17 protein-coding genes are annotated in these 21697 nt (G+C 71.6%); 8 read left to right on the top strand and 9 right to left on the bottom strand.

The features are described 5' to 3' along the window. Positions 1 to 42: 42 nt before the first annotated feature. The gene (locus tag ACFWM7_RS19835; protein WP_383262433.1) at positions 43 to 1086 is read right to left on the bottom strand and encodes a helix-turn-helix transcriptional regulator; all 1044 of its coding nucleotides are present in this window, start codon (positions 1084 to 1086) and stop codon (positions 43 to 45) included. Position 1087: 1 nt separating this feature from the next. Further along, positions 1088 to 1945, bottom strand: a complete 858-nt coding sequence (locus tag ACFWM7_RS19840) for a DUF4097 domain-containing protein (RefSeq protein WP_383262434.1) — start codon at positions 1943 to 1945, stop codon at positions 1088 to 1090. Positions 1946 to 2116: 171 nt separating this feature from the next. On the opposite strand from ACFWM7_RS19840, the gene ACFWM7_RS19845 reads away from it, so the two are divergent. Continuing rightward, positions 2117 to 2947, top strand: coding sequence for a hypothetical protein (locus ACFWM7_RS19845; protein WP_383262436.1), 831 nt, complete (start codon positions 2117 to 2119; stop codon positions 2945 to 2947). A gap of 9 nt (positions 2948 to 2956) precedes the next feature. Here the strand turns inward: ACFWM7_RS19845 and ACFWM7_RS19850 are convergent, their stop codons facing one another. The 5 genes from ACFWM7_RS19850 to ACFWM7_RS19870 form a co-directional block, all read right to left on the bottom strand. Continuing rightward, complete coding sequence (locus ACFWM7_RS19850) at positions 2957 to 3142, bottom strand: DUF6104 family protein (protein WP_003966321.1); 186 nt, start codon at positions 3140 to 3142, stop codon at positions 2957 to 2959. A gap of 100 nt (positions 3143 to 3242) precedes the next feature. After that, positions 3243 to 7067 (bottom strand): multifunctional oxoglutarate decarboxylase/oxoglutarate dehydrogenase thiamine pyrophosphate-binding subunit/dihydrolipoyllysine-residue succinyltransferase subunit, encoded by a 3825-nt coding sequence (locus ACFWM7_RS19855; protein ID WP_383262439.1) that lies wholly within the window; start codon positions 7065 to 7067, stop codon positions 3243 to 3245. Positions 7068 to 7350: 283 nt separating this feature from the next. Next, positions 7351 to 8427 carry an ATP-binding protein gene (locus tag ACFWM7_RS19860; protein WP_383262441.1) on the bottom strand — a complete coding sequence of 359 codons (1077 nt, stop codon included), beginning with the start codon at positions 8425 to 8427 and terminating at the stop codon, positions 7351 to 7353. Beyond that, positions 8424 to 9161, bottom strand: coding sequence for a response regulator transcription factor (locus tag ACFWM7_RS19865; protein ID WP_010061462.1), 738 nt, complete (start codon positions 9159 to 9161; stop codon positions 8424 to 8426). Before ACFWM7_RS19865 ends, ACFWM7_RS19860 begins: the two co-directional genes overlap by 4 nt. 234 nt (positions 9162 to 9395) lie before the next feature. Beyond that, positions 9396 to 10115 carry a spermidine synthase gene (locus ACFWM7_RS19870; RefSeq protein WP_383262443.1) on the bottom strand — a complete coding sequence of 240 codons (720 nt, stop codon included), beginning with the start codon at positions 10113 to 10115 and terminating at the stop codon, positions 9396 to 9398. A 260-nt stretch (positions 10116 to 10375) separates the two neighbouring features. Between ACFWM7_RS19870 and lon the strand changes: the two genes are divergently transcribed. Then, positions 10376 to 12808 (top strand): endopeptidase La, encoded by a 2433-nt coding sequence (lon, locus tag ACFWM7_RS19875; RefSeq protein ID WP_383262445.1) that lies wholly within the window; start codon positions 10376 to 10378, stop codon positions 12806 to 12808. A 110-nt stretch (positions 12809 to 12918) separates the two neighbouring features. Here the strand turns inward: lon and ACFWM7_RS19880 are convergent, their stop codons facing one another. Next, positions 12919 to 13683: a polysaccharide deacetylase family protein gene (locus ACFWM7_RS19880; RefSeq protein ID WP_383262447.1), complete on the bottom strand. Its 765-nt coding sequence runs from the start codon at positions 13681 to 13683 to the stop codon at positions 12919 to 12921. A 230-nt stretch (positions 13684 to 13913) separates the two neighbouring features. Here ACFWM7_RS19880 and ACFWM7_RS19885 point away from each other — a divergent pair, with 230 nt between their 5' ends. Further along, entirely contained in the window at positions 13914 to 14426 is a 513-nt protein-coding gene (locus ACFWM7_RS19885) for a MarR family winged helix-turn-helix transcriptional regulator (protein WP_383262449.1), read from the top strand. 63 nt (positions 14427 to 14489) lie between these two features. On the opposite strand, the gene ACFWM7_RS19890 is transcribed toward ACFWM7_RS19885, so the two are convergent. Beyond that, on the bottom strand, positions 14490 to 15284 hold the full coding sequence (locus ACFWM7_RS19890) for a hypothetical protein (protein WP_383262450.1): 795 nt from the start codon (positions 15282 to 15284) through the stop codon (positions 14490 to 14492). A gap of 364 nt (positions 15285 to 15648) precedes the next feature. Here ACFWM7_RS19890 and ACFWM7_RS19895 point away from each other — a divergent pair, with 364 nt between their 5' ends. Genes ACFWM7_RS19895 through ACFWM7_RS19915 form a run of 5 tightly spaced genes read left to right on the top strand, consistent with a single transcriptional unit; the run spans position 15649 to position 21661 of the window. After that, positions 15649 to 18843, top strand: coding sequence for a nitrate- and nitrite sensing domain-containing protein (locus ACFWM7_RS19895; RefSeq protein WP_383262459.1), 3195 nt, complete (start codon positions 15649 to 15651; stop codon positions 18841 to 18843). Continuing rightward, on the top strand, positions 18840 to 19319 hold the full coding sequence (locus ACFWM7_RS19900; RefSeq protein WP_383262451.1) for a roadblock/LC7 domain-containing protein: 480 nt from the start codon (positions 18840 to 18842) through the stop codon (positions 19317 to 19319). Before ACFWM7_RS19895 ends, ACFWM7_RS19900 begins: the two co-directional genes overlap by 4 nt. Beyond that, complete coding sequence (locus tag ACFWM7_RS19905) at positions 19316 to 19732, top strand: DUF742 domain-containing protein (RefSeq protein WP_383262454.1); 417 nt, start codon at positions 19316 to 19318, stop codon at positions 19730 to 19732. Before ACFWM7_RS19900 ends, ACFWM7_RS19905 begins: the two co-directional genes overlap by 4 nt. Continuing rightward, a complete protein-coding gene (locus ACFWM7_RS19910; RefSeq protein WP_383262455.1) occupies positions 19713 to 20387 on the top strand; it encodes an ATP/GTP-binding protein in 675 nt (224 codons plus the stop codon). The genes ACFWM7_RS19905 and ACFWM7_RS19910 overlap by 20 nt, the downstream gene beginning before the upstream one ends. Before the next feature lie 38 nt (positions 20388 to 20425). Then, the gene (locus ACFWM7_RS19915) at positions 20426 to 21661 is read left to right on the top strand and encodes a styrene monooxygenase/indole monooxygenase family protein (RefSeq protein ID WP_383262457.1); all 1236 of its coding nucleotides are present in this window, start codon (positions 20426 to 20428) and stop codon (positions 21659 to 21661) included. Positions 21662 to 21697: the final 36 nt, after the last annotated feature.

Genomic DNA, 21697 nt, shown 5'->3' on the forward strand with positions numbered 1-21697 from the left:
GTGGGGCGGGAGCCCCGCCCCACCGCTCACCCCGCCCCGCCCTCAGGCCTTCTCGCCGTCCTCGTCCTCCGCCGTCAGCAGCGCCTCGATCCGTGCCGTCGCCGCGCCCAGATGGCGGCGGGCCTCCGCGAGCTGGGTCTCCGTCACCCCGTGATCGCGGGCCGCGTCCCGGATGCCGTCGCGGAACCGGTCCAGCAGGCGGTCCAGATCGCGCACCGGGTCGCCCGTCGTCGGCGCGTCCTGCCCCCAGTCCGCACCGGGATCCGGCTCCCGGACGGGCGGGGCGGTCTCCGGCTCGGGCTTGCCGAACGGGGGCCAGGCGCCGGTCCGCGCGAAGCCGCCGAGCTGGCCGGTGATCTCCGCGAGCCCGTCCCGTACGCCGGAGGGCCAGTCGCCCCGGGCGAAGTGCTCCTGCACCTGACGGGCAGCGGTCTGCATCTGCTCGCGCGCCTTGTCCTGGGCCTCCTTGGCCTGGCGGCGGGCCTGCTGCGCGTCCTCGCGGGCGCGCCGGGACTCGTCCTTCGCCCGGCGGGCCTGCTCCTTCCACTCCTGCTTGGCCCGGCGCAGCTCCTCCTTCGCCGTGCGCCACGCCTCGCTGTCACCGAGGTCGCCCAGACTGCCCAGATTGCCGAGGTCGCCGAAGGGGGAGGAGGGTTCGCCCCTCTCCTTGCCGCTGCCGGCCCCCGTCCCCGCACCGTGCCGGGACTCCGACGCCGCCGCCCGCATGTCGCTGCGGAGCCGGCCCGCCGCGCCCCGTACGTCGTCGCGTATCTCGGCGGCCAGCTCGGAGACCGAGTCGCGGATCTCCAGCTCCAGGTCGGCCAGTTCGGCGCTGCGGCCCGCCAGCTCCTCGCGTCCGGCGTCGGTGATCGAGTACACCTTGCGGCCGCCCTCGGTGGCGTGGGTGACCAGGCCCTCGGCCTCCAGTTTGGCCAGCCGCGGGTAGACCGTGCCGGCGGACGGGGCGTACAGGCCCTGGAAGCGCTCCTCCAGCAGGCGGATCACCTCGTAGCCGTGGCGAGGAGCCTCGTCCAGGAGCTTGAGGAGATACAGGCGCAGGCGGCCGTGGGCGAATACGGGGGGCATGTCAGAGAACCTTTCCGGTCGGCTCGGCGGCGTACGCGTCGTCCTCGGCGGGCGGCCTGCGCAGGAGGGCGATCGAACCGGACACGGTCGTCGCCCGCAGGGTTCCCGTGCCGGCGCCCAGCGTGCCGGTGATCTTCTTGGCGCCCCACTGCCCCCCGACCCGCAGGTCCTCGAAGGCGTTGGAGACGGCCCCGCTCGCGGTGTTCGCCTCGACCTTCGCGTCCGCCGGGTGCGGCAGCCGGATCGCGATCTCGCCGGACACCGTGGTCAGCCGGATGTCCGTGGGCTTCCCGGACGGGTCGACGTCCAGCACCATGTCACCGCTGACCGACTCGGCCCGGACCGTGGCCCCCGCCCCGTCGATCACCGTCAGATCGCCGGCCACGGACTGGAAGCGCAGGTCCCCCGTGACGCCCTGGGCCTCCAGGCTGCCCGACACTGACTCCCCGCGCACCGCACCGGTCAGCCCGACGAGCGTGGAGTCCCCGGTGATGCCGCGGACCTCGGTGCGGCCGCTGATGCCGGAGACGACGGCCCCGGCGCCGATCACGCCGACCTCGACGGAGGAGGCGGCCGGTACGACGAGCGAGACGACGGCGCTGCGGCGGCGGCCCTTGGGCTCGAACCAGCGCAGGAAGCCCTGCCAGGGCAGGTCCTCGTAGGCCACGGTGAGCCGGCCGTCCTCCTGGGTCACGATCAGCGGCGGGCCCTCGATCGCGGAGATCTCCAGCCGGGCGTCCGGCTCGTCGGTCCCGACCACGTTGACCGCGCCGTCGACGATGCGCACCTGGAGCGCCGCCACCGGATCCTCGAAGGAGAGCTTCCGCGGCTCATCGATGGTCCATGTCGACACAGGCATGGATGTGACCTCCCGGAAGGCGTGGCAGCTGGCAACGCAACATATCGCGTCTCGTAAAGAACACGATATATCGCGGATGGGTGAAGTCAAGGGATGCCGGGCCCCGGCGGCGGTCGGCACCATGTCTGCAAACACGATCAAATACGGGCAAATTGCCTTAGCGTGTGAGCCATGAACGCGACATCCACCGGGGCCCTCCTGCTGTGCCGGGCCGACCCCGAGACCGTACGGCCGCTCGCCCACCTGCTGCGCGAGCAGATGCTGCTGGTCCGCGCGGGCGAGGAGTGGAGCGTGCTCGTCCCCGAGGGGAAGCCCCGGCGGACCGGGGGCGCGGAGCAGGACGCCGAACCCGTCGACCGGGTCCTCGGCGGCTGGGCCACCGCGCTCGCCGTCGGCTCCACGTGGCCGGTGCTGGCCCTGTGGTGGGACGCCGACCGGGCCGGATACACCCTCGCCGCCGGATTCCGCAGGCCCGTGGGCTACGTCTGGCTGGCCGACGGCACCCCGGTGGGCGAGGACGAGGCCACGCGGACCTTCGCCGCCCGGCTCGGCCTCGACCCGGTGCTGGACGTACAGGCGCTGGAGGAGCTGACCCGCCCCGATCCGGAAGCGAACGCGGAGGCCAGGCTGCGCGGACTGCTCGCCGTCCTCACCCGCACCGGGCTGACGCTGCCCGCCGGACTCTCCCCGGGCGAGAGCGCCGACCGGCTGCGCAGCGTCGCGGCGGCGCAGCGCCACGTGGACCGGGTCGAGTGGGCCGGCTGGCGCGATGCCGTACGGGTCGAACTGGACGCGGTGGAGAGCAGCCGGGTCGGCCCGTGGGTACGCGGCCCCCGCGCCCGGGCCGTCGCCGCCGTCCAGCTCGCGGCCGGGCTCCCGCTCCTGCTGTGGGGCGCGCGACGTCGCAGCGGCGGCTGGGCGGCGGCCGGCGCGGTGCTGCTGGCGCAGGGTGCGCTGGGACTCGTCTACGAGCGGGCCAGGGCCGGCGCGGAAACCCCGTAGGAGCAGGAGTTACGCGTCCTCGTCGTCCTCGTCGTCCAGCCGGGCCAGCCAGGTCGCCAGGCGCTCGACGGGCACCTCGAAGTCGGGGTTGAGATCGACGAACGTACGCAGCTGCTCGGCGAGCCACTCGAAGGTGACCTCCTCCTCGCCGCGCCGCTTCTCCAGTTCCTCGATGCCACGGTCCGTGAAGTACATGGGAAAAGGATAACGAGGCCCGAGGGCCTCGGAGACGCCGGAGACCCGGCTCCGCGACGAGCACGGAACCGGGTCTCCGGGGTAATCAGCGTTGAGGTCCTCAGGCTTCGAAGACCTCGTTGACCAGCTGCGTCTGCTCCGCCTGGTGGCGCTTGGCCGAGCCGACCGCCGGGGACGAGCCGTGCGGCCGCGAGATGCGGCGCAGGCGCTCGCCGTGCGGCACGTCCGAGCCGACCGCGAGGTCCAGGTGGTCGATCAGGTTGAGCGCGATGAACGGCCACGCACCCTGGTTCGCCGGCTCCTCCTGCGCCCAGAGGTACTTCTCGGCGTTCGGGTACTTCGCGATCTCGGCCTGGATCTCCGCACCCGGCAGCGGGTACAGGCGCTCAAGCCGGATGATCGCCGTCTCCGTGTCGCCGCGCTTCTCCCGCTCGGCGTCCAGGTCGTAGTACAGCTTGCCGGAGACGAAGACGACCTTGCGGACGTCCTCGGCCTTGACCGACGCGTCGCCGATCACCGGGCGGAAGCCGCCGGTGGTGAACTCCTCGATGGACGAGGCCGCCGCCTTCAGACGCAGCATCGACTTCGGGGTGAAGACGATGAGCGGCTTGTGGTGCGGGTTGTGCACCTGCCAGCGCAGCAGGTGGAAGTAGTTCGACGGCAGGGTCGGCATCGCGACCGTCATGTTGTCCTGCGCGCACATCTGGAGGAAGCGCTCCGGGCGGGCGGAGCTGTGGTCCGGGCCCTGGCCCTCATAGCCGTGCGGCAGGAGCAGCGTGACGCCGGAGGTCTGGCCCCACTTCTGCTCGGCCGAGGAGATGAACTCGTCCACGACGGTCTGCGCGCCGTTGACGAAGTCACCGAACTGGGCCTCCCAGATGACCAGCGACTCCGGACGGGCCAGCGAGTAGCCGTACTCGAAGCCCATCGCCGCGTACTCCGAGAGCAGCGAGTCGTAGACGTTGTACCGGGCCTGGTCGTCCGCCAGGTACAGCAGGGGGGTGTAGTCCTCGCCGGTGACCTGGTCGACCAGGACCGCGTGGCGCTGGCCGAACGTGCCGCGACGGGTGTCCTGGCCGGCGAGCCGGACCGGGGTGCCCTCCATCAGCAGCGATCCGATGGCCAGGGTCTCGCCCATGCCCCAGTCGATCGTGCCGTTCTCCACCGAGGACGCGCGACGCTGCATCTGCGGCATCAGACGGGGGTGGACGGTGATCGAGTCGGGGATGTTGACCTGCGACTCGGCGATCCGCTTGACGACCTCGGCGGAGACGGCCGTCTCGACGGCCACCGGGAAGGCGGCCTGCGGCTCCGGGATGTGCGGGGAGGCCGGCTGCGAGGTGGCCTCGCGGACCTCGGCGAACACCTTCTCCAGCTGACCCTGGAAGTCCTGGAGCGCCTGCTCCGCCTCTTCCAGCGTGATGTCGCCGCGACCGATGAGGGACTCGGTGTAGAGCTTGCGCACCGAGCGCTTCTTGTCGATCAGGGTGTACATCTGCGGGTTGGTGAACTCCGGGTTGTCGCCCTCGTTGTGACCGCGGCGGCGGTAGCAGATGAGGTCGATCACGACGTCCTTGTTGAACGCCTGCCGGAACTCGAAGGCGAGCCGCGCGACGCGGACCACGGCCTCCGGGTCGTCGCCGTTGACGTGGATGATCGGCGCCTCGATCATGCGCGCCACGTCGGTGGCGTACATCGAGGAGCGCGAGGACTCCGGGGCGGCGGTGAAGCCGACCTGGTTGTTGATCACCACGTGCACGGTGCCGCCGGTGCGGTAGCCGCGCAGCTGCGACATGTTGAGCGTCTCGGCGACGACGCCCTGGCCCGCGAAGGCCGCGTCGCCGTGGAGCGCGACCGGCAGGACCGTGAAGTCCGTGCCGCCCTTGTTGATGATGTCCTGCTTGGCGCGGGCGATGCCCTCCAGGACCGGGTCGACCGCCTCCAGGTGCGAGGGGTTGGCGGCCAGCGAGACCTTGATCTGCTCGCCGTCCAGACCGGTGAAGGTGCCCTCGGCGCCCAGGTGGTACTTGACGTCGCCGGAGCCGTGCATGGAGCGCGGGTCGAGGTTGCCCTCGAACTCCCGGAAGATCTGCGCGTACGACTTGCCGACGATGTTCGCCAGGACGTTGAGGCGGCCGCGGTGGGCCATGCCGATGACGACCTCGTCGAGACGGGCCTCGGCGGCGGAGTCGAGGACGGCGTCGAGCAGCGGGATGACGGACTCGCCGCCCTCCAGCGAGAACCGCTTCTGGCCGACGTACTTCGTCTGCAGGAAGGTCTCGAACGCCTCCGCGGCGTTCAGCCGGCGCAGGATGCGCAGCTGCTCCTCGCGCTCGGGCTTCGGACGCGGGCGCTCGACCCGGTCCTGGAGCCACTTGCGCTGCTTCGGGTCCTGGATGTGCATGAACTCGATGCCGGTGGTGCGGCAGTACGACTCACGGAGCACGCCGAGGATGTCGCGGAGCTTCATCATCGTCTTGCCGGCGAACCCGCCGACCGCGAACTCCCGCTCCAGGTCCCACAGGGTGAGGCCGTGCTCGGTGATGTCGAGGTCGGGGTGCTTGCGCTGGTGGTACTCCAGCGGGTCGGTGTCGGCCATGACGTGGCCGCGGACCCGGTAGGAGTGGATCAGCTCGAAGACCCGCGCGGCCTTGGTGACGTCGTCGTCGTGCGAGGCGTCGATGTCCTTGAGCCAGCGGACCGGCTCGTAGGGGATGCGCAGCGCCTTGAAGATCTCGTCGTAGAACTCGTTCTCGCCGAGCAGCAGCTGGGACAGGACGCGCAGGAACTCGCCGGAGGCGGCGCCCTGGATGACCCGGTGGTCGTAGGTCGACGTGAGCGTCATGACCTTCGAGATGCCGAGCTTGTTGAGGGTGTCCTGCGAGGTGCCCTGGAACTCCGCCGGGTAGTCCATCGCGCCGACACCCATGATGAGGCCCTGACCGGGCATCAGGCGGGGCACCGAGTGGACGGTGCCGATGCCGCCGGGGTTGGTCAGCGAGGCGGTGACGCCGGAGAAGTCGTCCATGCCGAGCTTGCCGATGCGGGCGCGCCGGACGATGTCCTCGTACGCCTGCCAGAACTCGAAGAAGTTGAGCGTCTCGGCCTTCTTGATGGCCGCGACGACCAGCTGGCGGTCGCCGTTCGGCTTCACCAGGTCGATGGCCAGACCGAGGTTGACGTGCTCCGGCTTGACGAGGGTGGGCTTGCCGTCCCTCGTAGCGAAGGAGTAGTTCATCGACGGCATGGCCTTGAGGGCCTGCACCATCGCGTACCCGATGAGGTGCGTGAAGGAGATCTTCCCGCCGCGGGCGCGCTTGAGGTGGTTGTTGATGACGATGCGGTTGTCGAAGAGCAGCTTCACCGGGACCGCGCGGACGGACGTGGCCGTCGGCAGCTCCAGCGAGGCGTTCATGTTCTTCGCGACGGCGGCCGAGGGACCGCGCAGCGTCACGTACTCCGGGCCTGCCGGGGCCTCGGTGGGCCCGTCCGCCTTCGCCTTGGCGGGCGCGGCTGCGGGCTTCGCGGCCGCGGGCTTCGCCGGTGCGGGGGCGGTCTTGGCCGGGGCCGGGGCGGCCTTGGCCGGGGCCGGCTGCGCGGGGGCGGCCGGAGCAGCGGCGGGCGCGGCCTTCGCCGGAGCCGGAGCGGCTGCCGGAGCAGGCGCGGCCGGGGCGGCGGCCTCGGTCACCGGGGCCCCCGAGGCCCCGGCGCCGGGAGCGGGCTTGTCCGCCGTGCCGGATCCACCCGGCTTGTAGTCGGCGAAGAAGTCCCACCAGGCGCGATCGACCGAACTGGGATCCTGGAGGTACTGCTGGTAGATCTCGTCGACGAGCCATTCATTGGCGCCGAAAGCCGCGGCCGGGTTGGTGCCTGGGCTGGCTTGGTCGGTCGAGATGCTCGAGTTACTGGGGGACTGAGACGACACGGCGGCAACCGCCCTCTTCCGCTTCACAAGGTGATGGACAGCGGAAATCAAGGCTACGCCCCCCGAACCGTTCCTTGCAGGCCGGGCCGGTGCTTCGTCGTGCACATCACATCGAAGGGCGGGTTTCGGCGCAGGAAATGGCGGGAAACAAGCGAGGTTCCACTGCACTTCGGGTACGCAGGGCCCGGGGGCGTGGTCCTGCGACCGCATCCCCTTGAGGTCCCTTGCTGGCTGAACACTGATGAACGTGCCCTTCCGGTTCGACCCTATGCCAACGAGACCGTCAACCGCGCGGCTCGGAGATTCCCGGGAGGGTGACCTGGATCCGGCAGCCCCGAGCGGATTCGGCCACCCCGATGCGGCCGCCGTGCAGATCGACCGCCCAACGCGCGATGGCGAGGCCCAGTCCCGTACCGCCGTCACTGCCCGGACCGTGCGGGGAGGGCGCCTGGCCCCGGTTGAAGCGCTCGAACACCCGGTGGCGCTCGGCCTCCGGGATGCCGGGCCCCTCGTCGATGACTTCCAGCTCCAGCGACTCGGGGTGCGCCCCGCGCCGGGCCAGCACCGTCACCCGGCCGTGCGGCGGGCTGTGCTTGACGGCGTTGTCGATGAGGTTGGCGACCACCTGGTGCAGCCGCTCCGCATCCGCGTGCGCGGTGAGTTCCGGGGGCGAGACGTCCAGATGCAGGTGGACGTCCGTACGGGAGTGATTGCCCGAACCCGACGACAGGCGTCGCTGGGAGGCGGCGAGATTGGCCTCCTTCAGTACGCCCGACAGATACGGCCACACCTCGAAACGGCGTGCCTTGAGTGCCACGACCCCGTTGTCCAGACGCGACAGGTCCAGCAGCGTCTCGACCAGCCGGCCGAGCCGCTCCGTCTGTTTCAGCGCGGTGCGCATCGTCTCGGGGTCGGCGGCGGACACCCCGTCCACCACGTTCTCCAGCACGGCTCTCAGCGCCGCGATGGGGGTGCGCAGCTCATGGCTGACATTGGCGACCAGCTCTTTTCGATGCCGGTCCTCCGCCTCCAGATCGTCCGCCATGCGGTTGATCGTCTGCGCCAGGTCGCCCAGCTCGTCCCGCCGCCCGGCGCCGCTCACCCGGCGGGTGTAGTCGCCGTGCGAGATCGACCGGGCCACCGCTCTCATCTCGTCCAGCGGCGCGGTCAGACCGTGCGCCACGAACTGGGTGATCAGCAGCGTGGCGATCACCGAGAACACGGTGATGAACTGGAACTCGGTCCGGGTCCGCAGGGCGACGATCAGCAGCCCGGTCGTGATGAACACCGAGACCACGACGAGCGTGCCCAGCTTGGCCTTGATGGAGAAGGGCCGCATTCCGGGCCCTGGCCAGGTCATGGCGCCGGAGTCTCCAGGGCGTAGCCCACGCCGTGCACGGTACGGATCCGCTCCGCGCCGATCTTCCGGCGCAGCGCCTTGATGTGGCTGTCGACCGTACGGGTGCCCGAGGCGTCCGCCCAGTCCCACACCTCGGCGAGCAACTGCTCGCGGGAGAGCACGGCGCGCGGGGTGTTGGCGAGGCAGACCAGCAGGTCGAACTCGGTCGGCGTGAGGTGGACGTCCTCGGCGCGGACCCGGACCCGGCGCTGCGCGTGGTCGATCTCCAGCTCACCCAGACGCAGTATCCCGCTGCGCGGGGTGACGGCGGCCAGCGCGGCCCGCTCCACCCGGCGCAGCAGCACGTGCACCCGGGCGGCCAGCTCCCGCATGGAGAACGGCTTGGTCATGTAGTCGTCCGCGCCGACCCCGAGCCCGACCAGCATGTCGGTCTCGTCGTCGCGTGCGGTGAGCATCAGCACCGGCACCGGACGCGATGCCTGCACCCGCCGGCAGACCTCCAGGCCGTCGAAGCCCGGAAGCATGATGTCGAGCACCATCAGGTCGGGCTGCCAGGCCTCGGCCGCGTCCACGGCCGCCGGGCCGTCGAGCGCGGTCTGCACCAGGAAGCCCTCCGCCCGCAGCCGGGCGGAAATGGCGTCGACGATCGTCGCGTCGTCCTCGACCACCAGCACCCGGCGCTGAGCCCCCGGGGTGGCCGCGACGCCGTTGTGGGTGGTGTGTGTCTGTTCCATCGCCCCGCCCCTGCCCGTTCTCGCGGGAGCCATTCCCCCGGAGGCACGGTCTTCGCTCGTGGATTTCGTGGGTGATCCCGTGTGCCGGTCAGCAGCGTAAAGGCAGCGGAGGGCTCCCGGCTACGCAGGGTGTTGCCCCGGGGTCACGAGTTCGGGCGGGGCGAGCAGCCGGATCGTCGGCCTTGTGCCGGTTGGCCCGTGCCACCGCCGGGCCGTGCATACCGGGAGGGGGGTTCAGGCGGCCCGCAGTGCGAGATGGACCACGTCGGGCACACCTCGGGCAACGGCCACTTCTTCCGTCCTAACCCCGCTGAACCCGGCATTCCGCAGCGCCTGCTCGAAGGCGGGCGACGGCTGCGCGGACCAGACGGCGAGCACGCCGCCCGGGGTCAGCCGGTCGTGGCAGTGGGCCAGCCCGGCGGGGGAGTAGAGACTTTCGTTGCCCTCCGTGACGGTCCAGTCGGGCCCGTTGTCGATGTCCAGGCAGAGTGCGTCGTAACGCTCCGTGGTGGTACGGAGGTGGGCCACGAGGTCCGCGTGCAGGATTCCTGCCCGGGGGTCGGCCAGCGCCGCTCCGGAGATCCGGTCCAGGGGCCCCTCCCGGTGCCAGTCCACGATCGCCTGCTCCCGCTCCACGACCACGATCCGTCCCCAGCGCTCCTCCTCGGCGGCCCGCACCAGGGAGAACCCGACGCCGAGGCCGCCGACGAGCACCGATGGGCCGGTCCGCCCGGCGGGCAGGGCGGCCAGTGCGGCGTCGATCAGCAGCCGCTCGGAGCGCCCGTCGGAGGTGTCCATCAGGAAGCAGCCGTTGGCGATGATCTCGAAGTGTTCCCCGCGCTCCCGCAGCACGACCTCACCGAAGGGGCCCACCCGGCGGTCGAGGACGACGGGGGCGTCGGGCAGGCGCACCGGCAGCGATTCCATCGGTTCGTGGGCGGTCGTCGCGGACATGGTGTGGCTCTCCGGTCTCCGGTCGTGGCGGTGGGTGCCCGCCCATCCTGTCCCGCCGCGCGGGGCGAAGGCCAGCGCCTTTCCGGCTCAGGGGAGGGGAACAACTGCCCGCCGTCGAGCGCTGCCGTACGGGGAGGGGTGCCCTGGCGGGAGGTACGGCGGGCGGCCTGATCGCTCAGAGCGAACACGGGCCGGGGAACATTCGGCGACTCACAAGCATTGAGTGCACATAGCTCAACTTGCCTGCCGAAGGGGAGATCATGACTAACGAGTCCCAGGCGTTCACACCGATCGACCTGCCCGTGCTGCCGCTCGACGACGAGGTCGTCCTGCCCGGCATGGTCGTGCCGCTGGACCTGTCCGACACCGAGGTGCGCGCCGCCGTCGAGGCCGCGCAGGCCGCCGCCCGACCCGGCGGCGGCAAGCCCCAGGTGCTGCTGGTCCCGCGGATCGACGGCACCTACACGGGGACCGGTGTCCTCGGCACCGTCGAGCAGGTCGGACGCCTGTCGGACGGTGACCCGGGCGCGCTCATCCGGGCCCGTGACCGGGTCCGCATCGGCGCCGGGACCAGCGGCCCCGGCCGGGCGCTCTGGGTCGAGGGGACCGTGCTGGAGACCGCCGCCCCCGACCCGCTGCCCGGATCCGCCGCCGAGCTGGTCAAGGAGTACAAGGCGCTCGCCACCAGCTGGCTGAAGAAGCGCGGCGCCTGGCAGGTCGTGGACCGGGTCCAGCAGATCGACGACGTCTCCGCGCTCGCCGACAACTCCGGATACTCGCCGTTCCTCACCACCGCCCAGAAGGTCCAGCTCCTGGAGACCGTGGACCCGATCGCCCGGCTGAAGCTCGCCATCCAGTGGCTGAGCGAGCACCTCGCCGAACAGGACGTCGCCGAGTCCATCGCGAAGGACGTCCAGGACGGTGTCGACAAGCAGCAGCGCGAATTCCTGCTGCGCCGCCAGCTCGATGCCGTACGCAAGGAGCTCTCCGAGCTCAACGGCGACCCGGAGGACGAGTCCGACGACTACCGGGCCCGCGTCGAGGCCGCCGACCTGCCCGAGCACGTCCGGACGGCCGCGCTCAAGGAGGTCGAGAAGCTGGAGCGGTCCAGCGACCAGTCCCCCGAGGGCTCCTGGATCCGCACCTGGCTGGACACCGTCCTCGAACTGCCGTGGACCGAGCGGACCGAGGACGCCTACGACATCCGCGGCGCCCAGGAGATCCTGGACGCCGAGCACGCCGGCCTCGCCGATGTGAAGGAACGCATCACCGAGTACCTCGCGGTGCGCAAGCGGCGTGCCGACCGGGGGCTGGGTGTGGTGGGCGGCCGCCGTGGCGGGGCGGTGCTCGCCCTCGTCGGCCCGCCCGGCGTCGGCAAGACCTCGCTCGGCGAGTCCGTCGCGCACGCCATGGGCCGCAAGTTCGTCCGCGTCGCGCTCGGCGGCGTCCGGGACGAGGCGGAGATCCGCGGCCACCGGCGTACGTACGTCGGCGCGCTCCCCGGCCGGATCGTGCGGGCCATCAAGGAGGCCGGTTCGATGAACCCGGTCGTCCTGCTCGACGAGATCGACAAGGTCGGCTCCGACTTCCGGGGCGACCCGGCCGCCGCCCTCCTCGAAGTCCTCGACCCGGCGCAGAACCACACCTTCCGCGACCACTACCTGGAGGTCGAGCTCGACCTCAGCGACGTGGTCTTCCTGGCCACGGCCAACGTGCTCGAAGCCATCCCGGAGGCCCTGCTCGACCGCATGGAGCTGGTCCGCCTCGACGGCTACACCGAGGACGAGAAGGTCGTCATCGCCCGGGACCACCTGCTCCCGCGCCAGCTGGAGCGAGCGGGTCTGGAGAAGGACGAGGTCGCCCTGGAGGAGTCGGCGCTGCGCAGACTGGCCGGCGAGTACACCCGCGAGGCGGGTGTACGGAATCTGGAGCGGTCGGTGGCCCGGCTGCTCCGCAAGGTCGCGGCCCAGCACGAACTGGGCGACCGCGAGCTGCCGTTCACGGTGACCGATGCCGATCTGCGCGGTCTGATCGGCCGGCCGCACCACGTGCCCGAGTCCGCCCAGGACCCGGCCGAGCGCCGCACCGCCGTGCCGGGCGTGGCCACCGGGCTCGCGGTGACCGGGGCAGGCGGTGACGTCCTCTTCGTCGAGGCGTCGCTCGCCGACCCGGAGACCGGGGCGTCCGGACTGACCCTGACCGGTCAGCTCGGCGACGTCATGAAGGAGTCGGCGCAGATCGCGCTGAGCTTCCTGCGGTCGCACGGCGCGGAGCTGGAGCTGCCGGTGGCGGACCTCAAGGACCGGGGTGTGCACATCCACTTCCCGGCGGGCGGCATCCCGAAGGACGGCCCGAGCGCCGGCATCACCCTGACGACGGCCCTGGCCTCGCTGCTCTCCGGACGCCTGGTCCGTACGGATGTCGCGATGACCGGTGAGGTGTCGCTGACCGGACGGGTGCTGCCGATCGGCGGCCTCAAGCAGAAGCTGCTGGCCGCCCACCGGGCGGGCATCACCACCGTGGTGATCCCCCAGCGCAACGAGGCCGACCTGGACGACGTCCCGGCCGAGGTGCTGGAGAAGCTGGACGTCCACCCGGTCACCGACGTCCGCCAGGTGCTGGAGATCGCCCTCAGCCCGGCCTCGGCCCGGACCGAGGACAGGGCAGGGGAGAAGATCCCGGCCGCGGCCTGAGCGCCACGCTGTGACGGACGCGGCGACAGGTGCGCGACCGGTACGGACGGCCCGCTCCCGAGTCAACGGGGGCGGGCCGTTCCGCATGCCGTGGTGGTCGGCCGGGGCGCTCAGGGGCGGTAGATCGTGCCCGGCTGCGGCTCGGCGGGGGCCATTAGCTCGGGGACGGTCACCAAGGTGTAGCCGTCCTTCTGGAGCGCGTCGATGATCCCGGGCACGGCGGGGACGGTGCCCTGGTAGATGTCGTGCAGCAGGATGACGCCGTCCTTGCCCGCCTGGTCCAGGATCCGCTTCCTGATCAGCGCGGAGTCGTTCGTCGAGTAGTCCTTGGCGGTGGCGCTCCACAGCACCTGGGAGAGGCCCAGGTCCTTGCTGATCTCCGAGACGGTGTCGTCGGTGCGGCCCTGCGGCGGGCGCATCAGCCGGGGCTTCTTGCCGGTGATCTTCTCGATGGCCACCTGGGTCTTCTCCAGCTCGGCCCGTATCTCGTCCGGCTTCCGGTCGGTCAAGACCTGGTGCGTCCAGGTGTGGTTGGCGACCTCGTGGCCCTCGTCCTCGATGCGCTGCACCACCTCGGGGTGCTTGACGACGTGGTGCTTGCCCAGCAGGAAGAAGGTGGCGTGCACCTTCTTCTCCTTGAGGATGTCCAGCAGCCTCGGCGTGTCCTCGCCCGGACCCGCGTCGAAGGTCAGGGCGATGCACTTGGCCTTGCGGCAGTCCGCCGGACCGAACGCGCCCTTGGCGTCCGAAGCGGCCTCCCCGCGTGCCGAGCCGGGCGCGGTCGTGTCCATCGAGCAGCCGCTCAGCGTCAGTGTGAGCGCCGTCACCAGCGCCGCAGCCAACCCCACCCCGGTCGACGGCATCTTTCCGGGCACGACACATCACTCCTCTGTGCGGAAAATCCGCACAGGTGTGCGGTGCGGCGATGACTATACATAGTGCGTATACATCGAGTGCATAGTGGGGTTCGAGGTGCCGGGAGGCCCTGGATCCGGGGCGGGGCTGACGTCGGTGGTCCGCTCCTGCGAAATACTGGCCGAGCTGCGGCGTCGACCGGTCGCGGCGGAAGCTTTCATCGGCAGGAAACCGTACGAGGGGTACTGACGTGCGCGGGAGCGACAGCGAGCCGGAGCCGGGCACGCCGGGCGGCAGCGATCCGGGGCCGGGCACGCCGGACGGGAAAGGTGCCGATCACGAATTTCTGGCGCTGGAGCGTGAGTTGGCCGTGTTTCTGCGCCGGGCGCGCGCCAGCTCGGGCGAGATGGCCCGGGAGGTCCACCCCGAACTGGAGCCCGCCGCCTACGGCCTGCTCGTCCGCCTGGAGGCGGCGGGCCGGCAGCGGGCCACCGAGCTGGCCGCCTACTTCGGCGTCGGCAAGGCCACCATGAGCCGCCAGCTCCACTCGCTGGAGAACCTCGGTCTGGTGGCCCGCGAACCCGACCCGGCCGACGGGCGCGCCTGGCTCGTCCACCTCACCGACGACGGCCTGGCCCGTTTCCGCAGTGTCCGGGACGCCCGCCGCGGGCGCTACGTACGCAAGCTGGCCGACTGGGACCGGGCCGAGGTCGCCGAGCTGGCCCGGCTCCTGCACCAGCTGAACACCCGCGCCGAAAGCTGACCCGACGCCGGCCCCCGCGCCGGCTTCCGGCTGTCGGTCCAACTCCTCCAGGGGCGCGGTCCGTCAGTCCAGCTCCACCAGGAGCGCGGTCGCGTCGTCGTGCGTCTTGCCGCGCCCCAGCCGTACGCGCCCGGCCGCCGCGTCAGCCTCCTCCAGCTCCCGCACCCGGTCGATCAGCCCCTGCGGCCCCGCCTTCCGCAGCAGCCCCAGCGTGCCCGCCCAGTCGCCCTCGCCGAACACCTCCGTCCAGCGGGCCGCGCCGTCCGTGAGCGCGGCGATGGCCCGGACGCCGGCCGCCGGGGCGCTGCCCGTCACCGCGCGCGAGGCCACCGCGGGATCGGCGGCGGCCGTGAAGAAGCCGCCCTCCCTGTTGCGCACCGTGGCGTCGGCGATCTCGTTCGAGGCGAGCGAGCCCGGCGGCAGCCGGGTCAGCCGGTCGTCGAGGACCGCTCGGACCGCGCCGTCGCGGGACTCCAGCAGCAGGACCGCGTCGGACAGCACCAGGTACTCGACCGCGCGTTCGCTCCAACGTGCCAGAGCCACCGTCGCCTGAGGCGTACGTACGTGAGAAAGGTCACAGGTTGCCCGATGGGCGTCGGCTGTACGGGAGATGGCCGCGGCCAGGATCTCGGCCAGGGTCAGGTCGGGGCGGGAACCGGACAGTTCCACCAGCGCGCCGCCCAGCCGTGCGGTGAACCACGGGACCGAGTGCACACAACCGTCGTCCCCGCGCGGCGGCGTGACACCGTCGAGCAGGACCAGCACACCGCCCTGGCCGGACGAGGGAAGGGCCCCCGAGGCCCAGTCCTCGTTGGGGCGTTCGGGGCTGCCGGGCGCGGTGGCGAGTTCGATGCGCATACCGCCAGTCTGCACGAGCCCTTCACCCTCCCCGCACGCGCCCGAAGATGGCCTGTACCAGCAGGTCAACGCGGGCGCGCCAGGCGGAAGGAGCGGCTCCGAACCGGGTGCGGGCGGGCATCCTGCCAAAGGCGGAGCGGAAGTTCCACCCCGTGGTCCACGCATGGTCAGGGGTGCGCCTGGGGAGACTTGTTCGCCAACTCCAGAGTGATGTTCACTCCTTCGAGTGGCGGAGCGGTTGATGCGCGCCCCCCTCTCAAAAGCGCTGGAATGGTCGGAAGCCGTACCAGGAGCGGGGCGCCCTTCCATGTGACCGTGCGTCACCTCTGCTTCAAGGGTGGACGAGTCAAGATTGCGAGCACCGGTGCAGAAGAAGCGGCCGCGGAGCAAGGGCACGACGCGCGACGGTTCCGGGGCGACGCCTCCGGCACCCGGTGCGGAGAAGCGGACCGTGCGGGTGCGCAGCCGACTGGTCGCCGGGGTCGCGGTCGTCGGCGTCATCGTCGTGGCGGCGGGCGCCCCCGCCGTGCTCGGGGCCTCCGGCGATCTGAACGAGTCCCAGCGGCTGGTCACCCTTGCCGAGCTGAACCAGCAGGCGGTCACCCTCGGGCACTCCCTCGCGGACGAGCGTGACGCCGTCACCGCGTACATCGCCGACGGCCGCAACGAGGAAGCCGACGGCGGCGACGGCGCGAAGGACCGCGTCGCCCGCTCCACCCGCGTCGACCAGCAGATCGACGAGATCCACGAGGCGGCCCCCGCGGCCCTGCGCCGCGACCTCTCGACGGTCCCCTCCCTGCGCCGCTCCGCCCTGACCGGCAAGGGCTCGGCCCTGGAGGCGCACCAGGCGTACTCCGACCTCATCGCCAAGCTCCACGGCATCGCCGCCGAACTGGCCGAGAAGACCCCGCCGCGCGCCGCCGACGCCACCCGGGCCCCGCTCACCCTCGGCGGCGCCTCCGAACAGGCCTCCGCCACCCGCGGGCTCCTCCTCGCCGCGCTCGCCGTACCGAGCCCGGAGCCCACGGCCCCGCAGACCGACCCGTTCACCGGGCTGCCCGTACAGACCCAGGACGAGGGCGTCGCCCGGGCCGACCGCGAACGCGACGAGCTGAGCGGCGCCGCCCAGCAGGCCCGCGTACGGGAGCTGGCAGCGCTCGCCGAATTCGACCAGGCGGCGGACCCCGAGGCCCGCGACAAGCTCTCCGCGACCGTCACCGGATCCGAGGTCAACGACGCGGAGAAGTACCTCACCCGCCTCACCGACCGCCCCGAGCTCTCGGACGCGGAGCGCCGGGTCGACCCGGCCAAGCTGGAGGCCGCGCTCTCCGCCCGCGTCGACCGGATGCGCAGCGTCGAGTCCGCGCTGACCACCGGCCAGGTCCAGCACCTGGAGGGCCTGCGCGACGACGACGTCACCGCCCTCGAACTGGCCATCGCCCTGCTCGGCGGCTGCTTCCTGCTCGCCGTCGGCGTCTCCACCGCCGTCGCCCGCACCCTCACCCAGCCGCTCGCCGTCCTGCGCATCGGCGCCGCGCGCCTGGCCGAGGACCCCGAGAACGCCGAACCGGTCCGCTACACCGGCCGCAATGACGAGTTCGCCCAGGTCGTCCGGTCGATGAACACCCTGCACGGCCGGCTCACCGACCTCCACCAGGGCCTCGGCGGGCGCGTCGAGAGCCTCACCGCGGAGCGCTCCGGTCTCATCAAGAGCCGGGAATCCCTGGCTCGGCAGCGGACCGAACTCCAGGAGCGGACCGCCGAGCTGACCACCCAGCTGGGACAGCTCAAGAACACGGTCCACCACACGTTCGTCAACCTCTCGCTGCGCACCCTCGGCCTCGTCGAGCGGCAGCTCGGCGTCATCGAGGGCCTGGAGGAGCGCGAGCAGGACCCGGAACGCCTCGCCACCCTCTTCAAGCTCGACCACATGGCCACGGTCATGCGCCGCCACAGCGAGAACATGCTCGTCCTCGCGGGCGCCGAGCACGGCCACGGCCACGCCGGGCCGATCCCCCTGGTCGACGTGGCGCGCGCCGCCGTCAGCGAGATCGAGCGGTACGAGCGGGTCACCATCCAGTCCCTGCCGCCGCACGCCCAGATCGCCGGGTTCGCCGCCGATGACCTGTCCCACCTCCTGGCCGAACTCCTGGAGAACGCCACCTCCTTCTCGCCGCCCGACTCCCATGTCGAGCTGTCCGGCTGGCTGCTGGAGAGCGGCGAGGTGATGCTCTCCGTGTCGGACGAGGGCATCGGCATGTCGACCGTCCGGATGGACGAGCTGAATGCCAGGCTGGCGGACCCGGCCTCGTTCGAGGTCGGTGAGCAGAATGCAGACGGCGCCGGACTCGGTCTCCAGGTGACGTCGTTGCTGGCCGCCCGGCACGGGGTGCGGGTCCAGCTGCGTGAGCAGAAGGGAAGTGGAGTGACGGCCGTCGTCGTCCTGCCGCAGGCCCTGCTGCCCAAGACCCTGCCCGCCGCAACCCCGCCCGCCGTGCAACTGCCCGGCGACGCGCCCACGCTCAACCTCCCGGGCTCGGTGGCGGAGGCCAACTCCAACGCACTGCCGAGCCGTTCACCGCTGCCGGCCGCGCTGCCCGAGCCGGGTACGCCCGCCGGGGCGGGGCCGACGCCGGCCCCGGCCCCGGAGCCGGAGCCGGAGGCGACCTCGGAGGCCGAGCCGGCCGAGTCGGCCGCGGAGGGCGCGCCGGACCTCGACACGGAGAACGCCCAGGAGCCGGTGACTGAGGCGCTGCCCGCCGCCGACCCCATGATCGCCGCCGCCGAGCGGACGATCCGCGAGAACGCCGAAGCCGAGACCGGATCGGAGTCCGGGTCCGAGCCTGAGACCGCGTCCGACTCTGCCCCCGAGACCGGCACCGACACCGAGGCCGACGCCGAGGCCGACGCCGAGATCACGATGCAGGTCCGGCTGCCGAAGCCGCCCTCTGCGCCGGTGGTCCCGGAGGAACAGGCAGCCCCTTCCGCCCCGCCCGCCCCCGCGCCCCCCGGCCCGTACGCCATCGGCCCCGACCGCCACGAGCGCCCGGCCGACACCGCCCCCGGAGACCAGGACCCGTACGGGCCCGCGTTCCGCCCCGAGCCCCGCGCCGAAGCGGCGGGAGCGGCCGGAGCAGCCGGAGCAGCCGGAGCAGCCGGAGCAGCCGAGGCGACCGGAGCAGTCGGAGCGGTCGACGCCCCCGCCGACACCGTCCCCGCCCCCCGCCGCCCCGAGGCCGGCCGTGTCACCGACAAGGGGCTGCCGAAGCGCACCCCCAAGGTGGCACGGCCCGACGCGACCCCCGCCCCCGGCCGCACCGGCAGCCTCGACCGGGACGCCCTGCGCCGCCGGCTCGGCAGCTTCCACCAGGCGGCCAAGGAAGGCCGGCGCGACGTCGAGGCGGAGATCGCCGAGACCGGCGGCATCGCCGTCGCCGGCCCCGGAGGCGTACCCACCGACCGCACCGGGCACGAGACCACCACCGCACACGCCACAGGCGCCGCACAGGACACACGGAACGAAGCGACGGGGGACACAGTCGAGGAGGCACGCAGTTGACTGCGCCCAGCACATTCGGGCTGAGTACCGAGGCCCGGAACCTTCACTGGTTGCTGAGCAATCTCGTGGAGGAGGTGCCAGGGGTCCACTCGGTCACCGTCGTCTCGTCCGACGGCCTGATGCTGCTCTCCTCCGACCCCGGCCGTCACGAGGCGAAGGCCGCCGGACCGTCGGACGGCCCCAAGGGATCCAGCGCCGACCTGGCCACGATCGTCTCCGGCATCGGTTCGCTGACCGTCGGAGCCGCGAAGCTGATGGACGGCGGCGGCGTCAAACAGACGATGGTCGCCATGGACGAGGGCAGCGTCTTCGTGATGTCGATCAGCGACGGCTCGCTCCTCGGCGTCCACGCCACCCCGGACTGCGACATGAGCGTCGTCGCGTACCACATGGCCCTCTTCGTCGGCCGGGCCGGACACGTCCTCACCCCCGAACTCCGCAGTGAGCTGCGCAAATCGATGGAGAGCGCCCAGTGACCACCGCCGCCGCCGAACCCGCCCCCCGCCTCCCCGTCCGCGGGGCCGACAAGCGCCCCGCCCGGGTCCGCCCGTACTCCCTCACCGGCGGCCGCACCCGGTTCGGGCACGTCCTGCTGGTCGAGACGTTCGTCGCGGCCCTCGAAGCACCCGACGAGCGCCGCGAACTCACCAACGGCAACCTCGCCTCGCGGGTCATGCCGGAGCTCCGGGCCATCGTCGAACTCTGCCGCCGCATGCGTACGGTCGCGGAGATCTCGGCCCTGTTGAAGATGCCGCTCGGAGTCGTCCGGGTGCTGCTCAGCGACCTGGCCGACCAAGGAAAGATCCGCGTGTACGGAACCGGTCACGGCACCGGTCAGCCCGACCGCGCACTGCTCGAAAGGGTGCTCAATGGACTCCGCCGTCTCTGAGGCGACGCTCTTCGCCCCTCGTCAGTCGGCCGGGCCCCGGGAAGAGGCGTCACGGCCCGTGGACCAGACCGAGGAGTCACTCCAGGCCTGGCAGCTCGACCACACGCGCGCGCCCACCGCCACCAAGATCGTGGTGGCGGGCGGATTCGGCGTCGGCAAGACGACGTTCGTCGGCTCGGTCTCCGAGATCACGCCGTTGCAGACCGAAGCCATGATGACCCAGGCCAGCGAGGAGACCGACGACCTCTCCGCGACGCCGGAGAAGACCACCACGACGGTGGCCATGGACTTCGGCCGCCTCACCCTCGACGACGACCTCGTCCTGTACGTCTTCGGCACCCCGGGCCAGCAGCGCTTCTGGTTCATGTGGGACGACCTGGTGCGCGGGGCGATCGGCGCGGTCGTCCTCGCCGACACCCGGCGTCTTGAGGACTGCTTCCCGGCGCTCGACTACTTCGAGACCTGCGGCCTGCCCTACATCGTGGCGGTCAACCACTTCGAGGGGACGCCCGGTTACGAGGCGGAGGACGTCAGGGAGGCCCTGACCGTACCGTCGCAGGTGCCCATAGTGATCATGGACGCGCGTAACAGGATCACCGTCGTCGAGTCTCTGCTGGCCCTGGTGGGCCATGCTCTCGACGTCACGCCTGCCTGACGCCTCGAATCAGAAACGACGGATCACGGAGAGCCGCGATGCGGAAGATACTCATAGTCGGAGCCGGCCAGTCCGGGCTCCAGCTGGCCCTCGGGCTGCAGTCCAAGGGTTACGAAGTCACCCTGATGTCCAACCGCACCGCCGACGAGATCCGCACCGGCCGGGTCATGTCGACGCAGTGCATGTTCCACACCGCGCTCCAGCACGAGCGGGACTACCAGCTGAACTTCTGGGAGTCCCAGGCCCCGAAGATCGAGGGCCTCGGCGTCTCCGTCGCCGGCCCCGACTCCTCCCGCGCCATCGACTGGGTCGGCAAGCTGGACGGGTACGCCCAGTCCGTCGACCAGCGCGTGAAGATGGCCGGCTGGATGGAGACCTTCGCCCAGCGCGGCGGTCAGCTCGTCATCCACGGCGCGGCCGTCTCCGACCTGGACTACTTCTCGCGCACCTACGACCTGGTGGTGGTCTCGGCCGGCAAGGGCGAGCTGGTCTCCATGTTCGGCCGGGACGCGGCCCGTTCGCCGTTCGACGCCCCGCAGCGCGCGCTGGCCGTGGCGTACGTCCACGGGATGGGCCCGCGCCCGGAGCACCCGGAGTTCGACGCGGTCCGCTGCAACCTGGTGCCGGGCGTCGGCGAGCTGTTCGTCATGCCGACGCTCACCACCTCCGGCCGCGCCGACATCCTCTTCTGGGAGGGCATCCCCGGCGGCCCGCTCGACGCCTTCCAGGGCATCAAGGACCCCTCCGAGCACCTGGCGAAGACGCTGGAGCTGATGGAGAAGTTCACGCCGTGGGAGTACGCCCGCGCCACGAAGGTCGAGCTGACCGACGCCAACGGCACCCTCGCCGGCCGCTACGCACCCACGGTCCGCAAGCCGATCGGCCGGCTGCCCGGCGGCGGTCTGGTCCTCGGCGTCGCGGACGTCGTCGTGGCCAACGACCCGATCACCGGCCAGGGCTCCAACTCGGCCTCCAAGTGCGCGAACGCGTACCTGGACTCGATCATCGAGCACGGTGAGAAGGAGTTCGACGCGGCGTGGATGCAGTCCACGTTCGACCGTTACTGGGAGACCGCGCAGCACGTCACGAAGTGGACCAACGCGATGCTCGGCGTCCCGCCGGAGCACGTGCTGAACCTGATCGGCGCCGCCGGCCAGCTCCAGCCGGTCGCGGACCGCTTCGCCAACGGGTTCAACGACCCGGCGGACTTCGACAACTTCTTCTTCGAGCCCGAGAAGACGAACGCGTACCTGGCATCGGTCTCCGGAGCCTGATCCGCGTCAGCGCTTCGGCGGCCGGACCCGCACCGC

Origin of the sequence: Streptomyces sp. NPDC058375, from assembly GCF_042723425.1 — a bacterium.
Classification (GTDB): Bacteria; Actinomycetota; Actinomycetes; order Streptomycetales; family Streptomycetaceae; genus Streptomyces; species Streptomyces durocortorensis.